This is a genomic window from Novosphingobium sp. 32-60-15 (genome assembly GCF_002280675.1).
In the GTDB taxonomy this organism is placed as follows: Bacteria; Pseudomonadota; Alphaproteobacteria; order Sphingomonadales; family Sphingomonadaceae; genus Novosphingobium.
This window is the reverse complement of sequence record NZ_NCEN01000014.1, coordinates 1-12,789: the sequence shown is the minus strand read 5'-3', so window position 1 is coordinate 12,789 and position 12,789 is coordinate 1. Positions and strand designations below refer to the sequence as shown.

10 protein-coding genes and 2 pseudogenes are annotated in these 12,789 nt (G+C 60.8%); 7 read left to right on the top strand and 5 right to left on the bottom strand.

The window, feature by feature from the left end; genetic code table 11:
- Positions 1-14: 14 nt before the first annotated feature.
- The gene (locus B7Y89_RS11455; protein ID WP_292938635.1) at positions 15-1,484 is read right to left on the bottom strand and encodes a carotenoid oxygenase family protein; all 1,470 of its coding nucleotides are present in this window, start codon (positions 1,482-1,484) and stop codon (positions 15-17) included.
- 65 nt (positions 1,485-1,549) lie between these two features.
- Between B7Y89_RS11455 and B7Y89_RS11450 the strand changes: the two genes are divergently transcribed.
- The 3 genes and pseudogenes from B7Y89_RS11450 to B7Y89_RS11440 all read left to right on the top strand — a co-directional run.
- The gene (locus tag B7Y89_RS11450; protein ID WP_292938634.1) at positions 1,550-2,023 is read left to right on the top strand and encodes a MarR family transcriptional regulator; all 474 of its coding nucleotides are present in this window, start codon (positions 1,550-1,552) and stop codon (positions 2,021-2,023) included.
- Positions 2,024-2,070: 47 nt separating this feature from the next.
- Positions 2,071-3,408 carry an MFS transporter gene (locus B7Y89_RS11445; RefSeq protein ID WP_292938633.1) on the top strand — a complete coding sequence of 446 codons (1,338 nt, stop codon included), beginning with the start codon at positions 2,071-2,073 and terminating at the stop codon, positions 3,406-3,408.
- A 27-nt stretch (positions 3,409-3,435) separates the two neighbouring features.
- Positions 3,436-3,549 (top strand): annotated as a pseudogene (locus tag B7Y89_RS11440) (S-(hydroxymethyl)glutathione dehydrogenase); the annotation flags it as partial.
- Positions 3,550-3,600: 51 nt separating this feature from the next.
- On the opposite strand, the gene B7Y89_RS11435 reads toward B7Y89_RS11440, so the two are convergent.
- A complete protein-coding gene (locus B7Y89_RS11435) occupies positions 3,601-5,352 on the bottom strand; it encodes a cation:proton antiporter (RefSeq protein ID WP_292938632.1) in 1,752 nt (583 codons plus the stop codon).
- A gap of 102 nt (positions 5,353-5,454) precedes the next feature.
- Between B7Y89_RS11435 and B7Y89_RS11430 the strand changes: the two genes are divergently transcribed.
- Complete coding sequence (locus B7Y89_RS11430) at positions 5,455-6,915, top strand: DUF4139 domain-containing protein (protein ID WP_292938631.1); 1,461 nt, start codon at positions 5,455-5,457, stop codon at positions 6,913-6,915.
- Positions 6,916-6,925: 10 nt separating this feature from the next.
- Entirely contained in the window at positions 6,926-8,467 is a 1,542-nt protein-coding gene (locus tag B7Y89_RS11425; RefSeq protein WP_292938630.1) for a hypothetical protein, read from the top strand.
- A gap of 38 nt (positions 8,468-8,505) precedes the next feature.
- Here the strand turns inward: B7Y89_RS11425 and B7Y89_RS11420 are convergent, their stop codons facing one another.
- The 3 genes from B7Y89_RS11420 to B7Y89_RS11410 form a co-directional block, all read right to left on the bottom strand.
- On the bottom strand, positions 8,506-9,486 hold the full coding sequence (locus tag B7Y89_RS11420) for a MarR family winged helix-turn-helix transcriptional regulator (protein ID WP_292938629.1): 981 nt from the start codon (positions 9,484-9,486) through the stop codon (positions 8,506-8,508).
- An 85-nt stretch (positions 9,487-9,571) separates the two neighbouring features.
- On the bottom strand, positions 9,572-10,108 hold the full coding sequence (locus B7Y89_RS11415) for a L,D-transpeptidase family protein (RefSeq protein ID WP_292938628.1): 537 nt from the start codon (positions 10,106-10,108) through the stop codon (positions 9,572-9,574).
- A 1-nt stretch (position 10,109) separates the two neighbouring features.
- Positions 10,110-11,399, bottom strand: a complete 1,290-nt coding sequence (locus B7Y89_RS11410; RefSeq protein ID WP_292938627.1) for an adenylosuccinate synthase — start codon at positions 11,397-11,399, stop codon at positions 10,110-10,112.
- A gap of 329 nt (positions 11,400-11,728) precedes the next feature.
- Here B7Y89_RS11410 and B7Y89_RS11405 point away from each other — a divergent pair, with 329 nt between their 5' ends.
- Positions 11,729-12,544 (top strand): alpha/beta hydrolase, encoded by an 816-nt coding sequence (locus B7Y89_RS11405; protein WP_292938683.1) that lies wholly within the window; start codon positions 11,729-11,731, stop codon positions 12,542-12,544.
- A gap of 95 nt (positions 12,545-12,639) precedes the next feature.
- A pseudogene (locus B7Y89_RS11400) lies at positions 12,640-12,789 on the top strand (GIY-YIG nuclease family protein); the annotation flags it as partial.

Sequence of the window (12,789 nt, the reverse complement as noted above, 5' to 3'; positions counted from 1 at the left end):
GGGATTCAGTCTGGTTACGCTGCAAGCCCTATCTGGTCGGCGTTTGCCCAATTGCCGTGCAGGCCAAAGCGCAAGCGGATCGGGACATTGACCGTCGCCACAGGTCCTTTCTCGATGTCGAGCGCATCGAAGATCAGCAGGTCGCTGCGCTGGTCTTCCAGCCGGTTGCACACTTGCACGATCCAGCCATCGCCTTCGGGGGCATCGGCAGCGCGCGGGACGAAGCAAGGCTCTTGCAACGAGGATACCGGCCCGCACCACCAGTGCTGTTCGCGGCCTGTTTGGAAGTCTTTGAGGAACAGGCAGTTCATCAGCAACCCGCCCGCACTGCCGCCGCGCAATTCCACGGTGCGTTTCATGTCCATTTCAAGGAACCAGCCATAGCGGTTCTTCTGTCCGGCAAAGCGATCATCGATGCGCGGGAATTCGGCTGCGGTATCTGACAGTTTGACGATTTGGGCGAAGTCTTCGCCATTGCTGGCCATGTCGACTACCCATTCGGTGGGATAGCTCATCGCCTCGCGTCCGTTGAAGGGCGCGCCGTGCACGTCGGGGAAGAACGGGAACATGTTGTTCTTGGCCTCGCACGTCACGAAGTGGACTTTGGTGCCCTCTTGCCACGCGTTAAGCACGTGGGAGGCAAAGCAATTGGGCCTCGTGAACCAGCGGATATCGGCATCGGTCACGCCATCGCGGCGCGGGATGATGCCCAGATGTACCGGCATTGTCGTATCAAAGCCGAAGTGGGGCAGGCCCTTTTCCAGCCGTTCCCAACTGCCGATCGATGGCACGATGTGCAGGACAAGGTAATCCTCGGTCATGCCGAAATCGTGCATCATGCAATAGTAGGGCACCTTGAACCATACTTCGCGAATCATTTCGCCGTCGGGGCCGATTTCCATGTACGTCACGTCATCGGTGCAAAGGCCGCTGGCGGCGTAGCCGATGGCTACCATGTTGCCGGTCTTGGGATCGATCTTGGGGTGCGCGGTAAAGGTTTGCCCGGTCATCTTTCCGCCAAACTTTTCGAACCCGAAAGTTTCCATCGTCGCCGGGTCCATGGTTAGCGCGGGACTGTCTTCCTTCATCGCCCAGAGCTTCCCGGCGAATATGAAAGCATTGGTATTGGCGGTTGATCGAAATTCGCCCTTCACGCTCTCATCGTCGGTCAAGGGGTTGCGATAATTGCCGAAAAGGGCTTTTCCAGCCGCATTTTCCAGCTTCCATTTATCGGTTTTCGCCCAGCGCTGGCGAAAATCTACCTGGCCATCATGGATGTGGAACCGCGTAATCATGCCATCGCCATTAAACGCAATATCATCACCCATTCTGGGAGGAAACTGCGGGTCGGGCTGGACGCGATAGAATGCGCCGTTTAACGCTGCGGGAATCGTGCCTTCGTGGGCCAGATCGGCGATGTCTGCCTCTATCCGCGATGGTGTGTTAAAACCCGTAAAGCTTGGGGTGTCTGGAAATTGTGCCATGTCATCCTCCTCGTGATATTGTATGTAATACTAACAATTAAACAAGCGCATTCAGGGACAGGTCATTGATCAGAGACAAATTCCCCGACGCGATTGCACCGCTCGGCCACACCGATGAAGAGGCCATTGGTGCAATCAACGATATTCTGGGCTTCCACATCCGTCTGGCGCACGGGGCGTGCCTGCGCCACTTCACCGAAACGTTCACCGATCTGGATTTGACGCAGAAGCAGGTGTCGGTGTTGTGGCTGGTCGATGATCATCCCGGCATTGCGCAGACCGATCTGGCGCAGCGTTTGCGGATGGACCGCGCCACGACGATGGCGATCATTAACCGCTTGCAAGCCAAGCATTTCTTGCGACGCGACCGGTCTGACAAAGACGGGCGCAAACAAGCGCTGCATTTGCAGCCTGATGGCATTGCAATGCTGGCCAAGGCCAAGCGCGCGATTGGCGAGCATGAGGCATGGGTCAAAAGCCGCTTTTCCGACAAGGAAGTGCGGCAGTTGATTGAACTGCTTTCCAGAATCCATGAATGAGTTATAAGTAATAGCAATTAACAGTTTGGACGAGGACCAAGGGCCGCATGACACAGACCCCGCGCGAGGTGATCGAGCAGACGCCGATGGGCGTGCGCCAATGGATCGTGGTGATCCTGATGGTGCTGTTGAACGCGCTTGATGGGTTTGACGTCCTGTCGAGCGCCTTTGCCGCGCCGGGGATCACCGCCGATTGGGGCATTGCCCGCCCGGCGCTGGGCGTGGTGCTTTCTGCCGAATTGCTCGGTATGGGCTTCGGTTCCGTGCTGCTGGGCGGGGCGGCAGACCGGTATGGCCGCAAATTTACCATGATTGCCTGCCTCGTACTGATGGCGATTGGCATGTATCTGGCGAGCATTGCGGCGGCGGTTCAGCCGATGGTTGCCTACCGGTTCCTCACCGGCATCGGCATCGGCGGGATGCTCACCACCACTAACGCGGTCGTTGCCGAAAGCACCAACAGCCGTTGGCGCTCTGTTGCGATTGCGGTTTATGTGGCGGGCTATCCGCTGGGCGCGATCATTGGCGGAATTGCGGCATCGGAATGGCTGCTGCCGACCTACAGCTGGCACGCGGTGTTTGTGTTCGGCGCGGTCGTGACCGCAGTTCTGATCCCCGTCATTCTGGTGCTGGTGCCCGAAACAGCGGCCTATCTGGCGACGAAGCGCAATCTGGCGGGCGTGAACCGCACGCTCGCCGCTTTCGGCAAGCCTGCTATCAGCGATCTGCCGGTAATCGTGGCGGGCACCGTCAAGCCGCGCGTAACCGATATTCTGTCTAACCCCAAACTGCGCCCGGTGACCCTGCTGCTGGCGTTCGGCTACACATTCCACTGCATCACTTTCTATTACATCCTGAAGTTCGGCGTGCAGATCGTATCCGATTATCCGCCCGGCTATCCTCCATCGCAGGCGGCCACGGTGCTGACATACGCCAACATCGGCGGGTTCATGGGCAGTGCGCTGTTCGGCTTCGTGATGGCGCGGCTGGGGGTCAGGTGGCCGACCGCGCTGATGTTGCTGATCGGCGCGATGATGGTGGCCTATTTCGGCACCGGGCGAGATACGCTGAAAGCGTGGCAAATGGCGACGATGATCGCCGGTTTCTTCACCAATGCGGCGATCAGCGGGTTTTATGCCGCCTTTGCGCGCGGCTTCCCGGCTTATGCGCGGGCCACCGGCACGGGTTTCGCGCTGGGCGTGGGGCGGCTGGGCGCTGCGGGCAGTCCGTTGCTGGCGGGCACCCTGTTTGGCTGGTTGGGAGACGACCAACTGTTGACGGTGTCGATCATCATGGCGATGGGCTCGGTTGTCAGCCTCGCGCTGTTTTTGATGCTGCCCGAGCGCGATGGCGACGACGTGATGGCGGAAAAGCTTGCCGACTAAGATCACTTCATCAGATGCCGTTACCGCATGAAGACCCGCGCCGCTGTGGCATTTGCGTCCAAGACCTTGCTGGAAATCGTCGAGCTTGATCTCGAAGGCCCCAATGCGGGCGAAGTGCTGGTTGAAATCATGGCGACGGGGTCGCTGGTTGCCGCGCTGTTGTTGCTGATGCTGCGCAAGGAATTGTAAGAGCTACACGCGCGGGGCCTGTGGCTGGGTAATGATCTGGTCGCGGGCCACGCGCACGTCGCCTGCCTCGATCTGGAGCTTCAGGCGTTCGCGGTCATTGGCGCGGAACATGTCTTCGGAGCGGTTGATCGCCTCTTCCGAAACGCCCGCATCGCCCAAGGCGATACGCGCCATGCGCACAGCTGATTCCAGCACTTCGCGCACAACCGCATTGGCAGGGGTGGTTTTCAGGCGGATCAGCGCGCGCCTGTCAAATGCGCGGACATAGATGGCTGCTTGCGGGAAAGCTTCGTGCACCGCTTCGACAAATTCGGGCGAGATCTGATCACCGTCGATGCAGAAGAAGATCATCTCGGCATCGCCAGCGCCCGCTTGCCTGAGCAGATCGAGCCGCGTGCCATCGCCAAAATAGACTTTCGCGCCGAAACTGGCCGCGATGTCGATCATTTCGATATCGGTATCGACCATCGTAACGGGGATATTGCTGGCAAGCAGCATCTGGCTGACGCCCTGGCCGAACCGCCCGAAACCCACGATGATCGCGTTTGCACCATCGGCTTGCGGGCCTGCGCGGGTGCCTTGGACCACTTCGGCCTCGCGCCGGAAGCGGCTGGTAGCCATCATCAGGAACGGCGTGGTCGCCATTGATAGCGTGACGACAGCGCCAAACAGGCTGGCGGCATCCGGCGCGATCAGCAGCGCCTGCTGGGCCTGGGCAAACAGCACAAAGCCGAATTCGCCACCCTGGCTGAGCAGCAGGCCGAGCGCCAAAGCGCCACGCCACGGCATGCGGAATACCAGCGCGATCAGGAAGATGATCCCGGCCTTGATCGTGATCAGGCCGATGGCCATCGAGATGACGAAGAGTGGCCGGTCAGCAATGGCCTGAAGATTGAGCATCATGCCGACGGCGAGGAAAAACAGGCCGAGCAAAATGGAGCGGAACGGTTCGACATCGGCTTCGAGTTCGTGCCGATAGGGGCTGTCGGCCAGCATCACACCGGCGACAAATGCGCCCAATGCGGTTGATAGGCCGAGCACTTCCATGACCGCAGCAGATGCCATGACCGTGAACAGCGCGGCCACGACGAACATTTCGCGTTCGCCCAGATTGCCGATCAGGCGGAACAGCGGGCGAATGATGAACCGGCCAGCAGCAATCAGGCCAACCAGCGCGCCCACCGTATAAAGCGCCAGCAGCCAGCCCGGAGGTCCGCCTGCGTATGCCGGATTGCGGCTCATCGCTGCGATGATCGTGATCAGCGGGATGATCGACAGGTCCTGAAACAGCAGGATGGCAAAGGCGCGTTCGCCAAAGGGGGTGCGCAAGCGGCCCGATGATTGCAACATGGGCAGGACTTGCGCGGTGGACGACAGCGCAAGCGGCAGGCCGAGCGCCAGAGCCGCTGCCCAGCTGAACTCGGTGGTCAATCCCACCATCGCCGCCACCGCAAGTCCGCAGGCCGTTACCTGCAGCAGGCCAAGCCCCAGAATGTCGCGCTTCATTCGCCACAGCCGCGCCGGGTTCAGTTCCAGCCCGACGAGGAACAGCAGAAGGGTGATGCCAAGTTCAGCGGTGACGAGCTTTTGCTCAGCCCCGCCGACCAGCCCCAACACTTGCGGGCCGACCACCGCGCCTGTCACCAGATAACCCAAAGTTGCGCCAAGGCCGAGCCGCCGGAAAAGCAGCACGAAAACAAGCGCAAAGCCGAGCAGGAGAAATCCATCGTGAAGCAGGGATGCATGTTCGGCCATGACTGTTGTCTAGCTTTATCTGTCCGGGCCGCAATACTTGTTCAGCTTGCGTTGATCTGCGGACGGGAAAACACTAGCCTGTCGGGAAACGGGGAGAGGTCTATGCGCGGCGTTGGATATTTGGCGGCAGTGGCATTGCCGGTTGTGGCACTTGCGCAGACCGCGCCATCTGCGCAGGGCGATGTATCGCTGACGATTTACAACAACGATCTGGCGCTGGTGCAGGACGTACGCCAGATGGCTTTGCCTTTGGGGCGCACGCGGCAGGAATTTCCCGATGTGTCCGCTGCGATCCGGCCGGAAACGGTAACGCTGAATGCGGGTGGCACCGGCATTGTCGAGCAGAACTTCGATTATGATCTGCTGACGCCCGACAAGCTGATGGACAAGGCGGTAGGGCAGGTGGTGACGCTGGTGCGCACCAATCCGGCCACCGGCGCCGAAACGCGAGAGACAGCCACGATCCTTGCCAACAATGGCGGCACCGTGGTGCGCATTGGTGACCGGATCGAAGTGCTGAACACTTATGCCGCGCGGGTGGTGTTCCCCAGTCTGCCAGCAGGATTGCGCGCGCGGCCAACGCTTTCGGTAACGCTCGATACGACCAGCCCGGGCGCGCGTCCGGTATCGCTGAATTACCTGTCGCGCGGGTTTGGCTGGAAGGCCGATTATGTGGCGCTGTTTGATGAAGCGGCGGGGAAGATCGATGTGCAGGGCTGGATCACGCTAACCAACAACAGCGGCACGACGTTCGACAAGGCCAAGGTTTTGCTGGTGGCAGGATCGGTGGGCGATGGCGTGAAAGATTATCGTGGGCGACGCCAAGTCATGCCCGGTAACCGCATGGGTACGCAGAGCGCCAATCGCGAAAGCTTGGGTGATTTCTACCTCTACCCCATCGCGGGCCGCACGACTGTGGCCAATGCCCAGCAAAAGCAGGTGAGCTTTCTGGATGTGGCCGGCGCGCCTGCATCAAAGGCCTATCACTTCCGCAACGGCTGGCTTTCCAGCCAGACCGAGCCGCAAAGCGCTGATACGGTGCTGCGGTTTTCCTCATCGAAAGAGGCGGGCCTTGGCGATGCGCTGCCTGCGGGCACGGTGCGCGTTTACATGCGCGATGCGCGCGGACAGCCGCAGTTCATTGGCGAGAACTCCATCGGCCATACCCCGATGGGGTCAAGTCTTGCGCTGAAAACGGGCGAGGCGTTCGATGTGAAAGTGCAGCCGGTGCTGGAAAAACGCGACCGGATTGATAGCGGCGAATGGGAGCGCACCGTGCGCTATCGCGTGAGCACACCGGGCAAAGCGCCAACCGAGGTGACGGTCGATACTGAAAAGGTTTTCTGGCGCACAACGATGACGTACAAGGTGACCAACGCCAAGGCCGTGCCGGTGACAGTGGAAGTGGTGCAGGGCGGGTTGGACAATTGGTGGCATGATACGCGGGTTCCGGTGGAGAGCATTAAGGGTGAACAACGCTCTGCCGATGAGCGTGCGTGGGCGGTGCCGATTCCCGCCAATGGCGAGACGACGCTGACTGTCCAGTTTGACTCGCGTTACTAAGGCACGGGGCATGCGCCGCTGGCTGTTTCTTGCGCTGGTGTTAAGCGCGCCTGCCTTTGCGCAAGGTGTGGTGACATCCGCTGCGCCTGATAGCGTGTCAGTAAGCGTTTATCGCGCGCCTGACCGCAGCAGCGATACCGCGATGAACCTGGACTGGTTGGAGGGTTATGCGCTGATCACCGAAAAGCGCACGGTGGATATTCCGGCGGGCAAGGCGACGATCCGGTTTGAGGGCGTGGCGGCAGGGCTATTTCCTGAAAGCGCCATTGTGACTGGCCTGCCTTCGGGCGTGCGTGAAAAGAACCTCGATGCCGATTTGCTATCGCCGCGCAGCCTGTATGCGCGGATGTTCGGGCGGCCTGTGACATTGCGCCGCACTTTGCCGGGTTCGGGCGAGGTGCGCGAAGAGCGCGCGGTGATCCGATCCGGCGTGAATGGCGCGGCGATTTTGCAGACGGCGGCGGGTTTTGAAGTGGCCACGTGCGGTGGGCTTCGGGATGAACTGATCTATCCAGAAGCGCCCAAGGATTTGTCCGTGCGGCCCACACTTTCGATTGAGACGGAGGCGGCTGAGGGGCATCGGGCGACGGTGTCGTTATCGTACCTTGCGTGGGGATTTGATTGGCAGACCAATTATGTGGTCACCATGAATGCAGATGGCCGCACGGCGGATGTATCGGCCTGGGTAACGCTGGCGAGCAGTGATTCCACCAGTTTTTCCGATGCCGAAACGGCAGTGATTGCGGGCGAGGTGAACCGCGAGGATGCGAGCAGGGGCGCTGTGCCAACGCGTGGGACTTTGGTGTTGCAGTGTTCGCTATCATCACTTGCCCCTCCGCCCGCGCCGCCACCTGCCCCTGTGCCATCAATCGTTTTTTCTCCGGCATTGATGGAGTCAGATGCACAAATCATGATGTCTGCCCGCGCCATGCCGATGAAGATGAACGCGGCTGTTACAGTGCAGCAGGAAGGCTTGGGCGATTTGAAGCTGTACCGCGTGCCGGTGCCGGTGACGGTTGCGGCCAATGCGCAGAAGCAGGTGGCACTGGCGCAGAAAAAGGGTGTGAAGATGGAGGCGCTTTACCGCGCCGAGGTATGGGAGGACAGCGCCGATGCCGTCCGCCAGATGCTGCGCACCCGCAACCGCAAGGAAGAAGGCCTTGGCCTGCCGCTGCCGGGCGGGCCGGTGACGGTGTTCGAGCCGCAGGGCGATGCAGTGGTGCTATCGGGTGAGGGAGGCCTTGCCGACCGCGCGGTGGGCGAGGATGTGGAAATCATGCTGGCCAATGCCACGCAAGTGACGCTTGAGGCCGAGACTCTCAACAACACCGAACGCGCGAAAACGGTGCGGTTGACCGCGCGCAATGCCCGCGCGGTGCCGGTGCAGTTTGAAGCACGGGTTGCGAGCAATGTTGGCACGCAGATCAATGGTGCCAAGCCTGCGCGCGCCGGGGGCAAAGTGCTACGCAAGGATGGCCGGACAATCTGGGAGGTGACTGTCCCCGCCAATGGTACGGTAACGTGGGGTTATACGCTGGTGAAGCCGCGATAAGCGGGCCTGTACCTTAGAGGAAATAGCGGAAACGCAAATCAGACTATCACGGCAGTGCCCTCAATTTCGGCGAAATAGTGTGCCATCGCATCACTGGCCTTGTCAGACATGGTAACAAAAGCGCGGCGACGGTCAGCCTCATCTTCGGCACGGCAGAACAGGCCCATATCCGTCATCTGGCTGATCCAGCGCAGCGCGGTGGTGGGGGGGACGCCCGAAGCAAGGCACAGCGAGGTGACCGACACCCGTTTATGCTCCACCCGCGCGGCGGTGAGATCGAGCAGCATGTCCCAAGCAGGATCGGCAAACAGGTCACTTTGGAAAAAGCGACCGCGCAATTGGCGCTGGCGGATGATCTTGCGGACCAGGCGCGGATCGGGAAGTGCAGGGCGGGTTTTGCGCTTTTGCCGCGGTGCTGCCAGATCACGCGAGCCGTCGCCATCGAAGCTGAAGGCCGATGCCTTTACAACGGCACCGTCATCAGAAGGGCCGGACAGCGTTTCCAACTGCTGCGCGATTTGCGAGACCTGTTCGGTCAACCGGAGCAAGGACATGCGGTCATAATCTGACAATTCACGCACACGCGCGCCTTCTGCGGTGAGCAAGCGGCCCAGCGCCACCACCCTGTCTGCGCGGCTGGGACTGATAAGGATTTGCGCTGCAGACTGATCAAGGCAGCCAAACACATCGTCAAGCGAACCGATGCTGGTAGATACAACCAGTTGCGTTCCTGACCGTGCTGCGCGCATATCCAATTGCGAAAGCGCGGCCAATTCTGCCCCTTCGATTACCGGGCAATCGACCAGCACCAAATCGCCCAGCGGCTGTTCCACTTCGCCAAGCAGCGATTGCAGTTCCGATGTTCGGGTGACACGCAAGCCCGCAGCCGCCGCGTCTTCCGCCATTTCGGTGCGCAAATAGGCGCGGTCAGAAAAGATCGCGACGGCCAGCGGCGAAAGCGGGTGCAACAGTGCCACATCATCTGCCGGGTAATCGAACTGTCTTGCGTCCTGCCCCATCGCCTTGCTCCTAAGTATCACCACGTATGTGAACATGTGTGGAACAAAGTGAGATCAGGTCAAGAATAGTTACTTCTATATTGGTTTAATTGACGATCTCGATGGGCGTGCCATCGCCAATAAGTGACCACAATTCTTCGATTTCCTGATTGGATAGCGCGATGCATCCATCAGTCCAATCCTTGGCCATGCGCCCGATTGGCAGGGCATTTGGCTGGCCATGGATGAAGATATCGCCGCCCGGTGACCGTCCCTGCGATTCGGCAAAGGCGCGGTCTTGGGCGTTGGGATAAGAGATATGGAGCGACAAATGATACGCGCTGTCGGGATTGCCATAGTCGATCACATAGCGACCCTCTGGCGTGCGTTCATCGCCCTCGAACTGCTTGTGCCCGACTGGTGCATCGCCCAACTGGATGCCATCGTATGTCCGCAACGCCTCGCCACTATGGCCCAGCAGCATAAGGCGGCGCGCGGCTTTCTCCACGCGGACGCTGGCAATATCTTCAGCGCGCACATCGCTTGCCCGCGCGGGGGCTGCACTTTTTGGCCATAGTCCCACGGCCAGAAACGCCGCTGCGCCGCCTCCCACCATCAAAAGCAGACGGCGGCGCGCGATCATGTCAGTCTACGAACGGATCGCGGACGAGGATCGTGTCTTCACGTTCGGGGCTGGTGGATACCAGCGCGACGGGCGTCTCGATCAATTCCTGTACGCGCTGGATATATTTGATCGCTTGGGCTGGCAGGTCTGCCCACGAGCGCGCGCCCGCCGTCGTGCCTTCCCAGCCGTCCATTTCTTCGTAAATCGGCTCAACCTCGGCCTGATCGGCTGCGTGGCTGGGGAAGTAATCAAGCACTTTTCCGCGCAGACGGTATCCGGTGCAGATCTTTACCTTTTCCATGCCGTCCAGCACGTCAACCTTGGTCAGTGCGATGCCGGTAACGCCCGAAATGGCGCAGGATTGGCGCACTAGCACGGCATCGAACCAGCCGCAGCGGCGCTTGCGGCCTGTCACGGTGCCAAATTCATGGCCGCGTTCACCAAGGCGCTGTCCGACCGCGTCTTCCAACTCGGTGGGGAAGGGACCGGAGCCGACGCGGGTGGTGTAGGCCTTCACAATGCCCAGCACAAAGCCGGTAGCGTTGGGGCCAAGGCCCGAGCCGGATGCGGCGGTGCCCGATACGGTGTTGGACGAGGTGACGAACGGGTAGGTGCCGTGATCGACATCAAGCAGCACGCCCTGCGCGCCTTCAAACAGGATGCGCGCGCCAGCCTTGCGCACCTGGTTCAGGCGCTTCCACACGGGTTGCGCAAATTGCAGCACGTAAGGGGCGATTTCGCGCAATTCGGCGATCAGGGCCGCACGATCAACCGGCGGTTGGCCAAAGCCCGCGCGCAGGGCATCGTGATGGGCACACAGGCGGTCAAGCTGGGCGTCCATCTTGTCCAGATGCGCCAGATCGCACACGCGGATGGCGCGGCGGCCGACTTTGTCTTCGTAAGCAGGGCCGATGCCGCGACCCGTGGTGCCGATCTTGCCCGAGCCGGCGGCGGTTTCACGCAGGCCATCCAGATCGCGGTGCAGCGGCAGGATCAGCGGGCAATTGTCGGCAATCGCAAAGTTATCGGCGTTGATTTCCACGCCTTGCGCGGTCAGCTTTTCAATCTCGGCCTTCAAGGCCCAGGGATCAAGCACCACGCCATTGCCGATGATCGAAAGCGTGCCGGTGACGATGCCCGATGGCAAAAGCGACAGCTTATAGACCTGTTCGCCCACCACCAGCGTGTGGCCGGCGTTGTGGCCGCCCTGAAAACGCACGACGGCATCAGCGCGGCTGGCAAGCCAGTCCACGATCTTGCCTTTGCCTTCATCGCCCCACTGGGCACCGATTACGGTTACATTGGCCATGCTTAAGCTCCTCCACCCTGCCAAGGTGGATCCAAAAACGCCCTTCGACAGGACTCGGCGGAATGGATGATTCAGACGGGCGGCAGGCACCCTGATTTCGGAGGGCGCGTTAGGGGCGAAAGGCTCTCCAAGTCAAGGGTGTGACACCGCGCAAAGCAATTCATCGGGCGTAAACCGGACAAGGCGCAACTTTCGCAAAGTCAGGGACGGCGAGGGAATCGATCATGCGGAAATTCTGGATTGCAGGCGCGCTGGGTGTGGCGGTTGTTTCGGCCAGTGTGGCTCAGGCGCAAATGGGTGAGCGTTTGCGCGAACGGCGTGCGCAGCGGATGGAGCAAAAGGCGGGGCAGGGCCGCGTTTTGGGCGCACAGACAATCGCTTATGGCAAGGACCCGCTGCAAGTACTGGATTTGTGGCTGCCCAAGGCATGGGCCGGAAAAGCGCCGCTGGTGCTCTATGTCCACGGCGGCGGATGGAAGCGCGGCAGCAAGGACAGCGCAACTGGCCGCGCCAAGCCGGTGCACTATCCAGAGCAAGGCTATGCTTTTGCATCAATCAATTACCGGCTGGTGCCAGCGGCCACGGTTGAACAGCAAGCTGCTGATGTCGTTTCGGCACTGGCGGCCGTGCTGGCAAAGGCGGACGCATTGGGCATTGACCGCACAAGGGTTGTGCTGATGGGCCACAGCGCGGGCGCGCATCTGGTGGCTCTGGTGTGTACAGACGAGCGCTATCTGCGCGGGGCGGGGCTATCCTTCGCCGATGTGGACGGCGTGATCCCCAATGACGGCGCGGCCTATGACGTGCCCGCGCAAATGCAGGACGGCGGGCGGTTCATGCAATCAACCTATGTTCAGGCATTCGGCACCGATCCGGTGCGGCAACGCGCGCTATCGCCGACGTTGCAAGCGGCTGCGCCCAATGCGCCAAAGTTTCTGCTGCTGCATGTGCAGCGTTCGGACGGGGTGAAGCAGGCGGAAGGCCTGGCCGCTGCGTTGCGCAAGGCGGGGACGGGCGTTGAGGTTGCAGGTTTTCCGGGCGATGGCTTGAAGGGCCACGCAGAGATCAACCGCAAGCTGGGCGAGGCGGACTATCCGGCGACGGCGGTGGTGGATCGGTGGTTGAAGGGGGTATTCGGAGGGTAGGTTGGTTCGCCAATCATCCAACACCCTGCCCGTCTCCCCGTGCTTGACACGGGGCTTGGCTTCCCTTGCAACCTCACCTTTGGCATGACGGTCCGATGGAAAAGGGTGGCTGGGTCACCATCATGGCAAACCGCTATCGTGGCGGAATGTACGTTGGCGTCACATCCGATCTGACCCGCCGCGTGTGGCAACATCGTGAGGGCGACGGTTCGATCCACGTTCAGGACTTTGGCAAGACAAGGCTG

Coding starts and splice junctions, on each gene's coding strand:
- B7Y89_RS11455 (WP_292938635.1), bottom strand. CDS start 1,484: ATGGCACAATTTCCAGACACCCCAAGCTTTACGGGTTTTAACACACCA.
- B7Y89_RS11445 (WP_292938633.1), top strand. CDS start 2,071: ATGACACAGACCCCGCGCGAGGTGATCGAGCAGACGCCGATGGGCGTG.
- B7Y89_RS11435 (WP_292938632.1), bottom strand. CDS start 5,352: ATGGCCGAACATGCATCCCTGCTTCACGATGGATTTCTCCTGCTCGGC.
- B7Y89_RS11430 (WP_292938631.1), top strand. CDS start 5,455: ATGCGCGGCGTTGGATATTTGGCGGCAGTGGCATTGCCGGTTGTGGCA.
- B7Y89_RS11425 (WP_292938630.1), top strand. CDS start 6,926: ATGCGCCGCTGGCTGTTTCTTGCGCTGGTGTTAAGCGCGCCTGCCTTT.
- B7Y89_RS11420 (WP_292938629.1), bottom strand. CDS start 9,486: ATGGGGCAGGACGCAAGACAGTTCGATTACCCGGCAGATGATGTGGCA.
- B7Y89_RS11415 (WP_292938628.1), bottom strand. CDS start 10,108: ATGATCGCGCGCCGCCGTCTGCTTTTGATGGTGGGAGGCGGCGCAGCG.
- B7Y89_RS11410 (WP_292938627.1), bottom strand. CDS start 11,399: ATGGCCAATGTAACCGTAATCGGTGCCCAGTGGGGCGATGAAGGCAAA.
- B7Y89_RS11405 (WP_292938683.1), top strand. CDS start 11,729: ATGGAGCAAAAGGCGGGGCAGGGCCGCGTTTTGGGCGCACAGACAATC.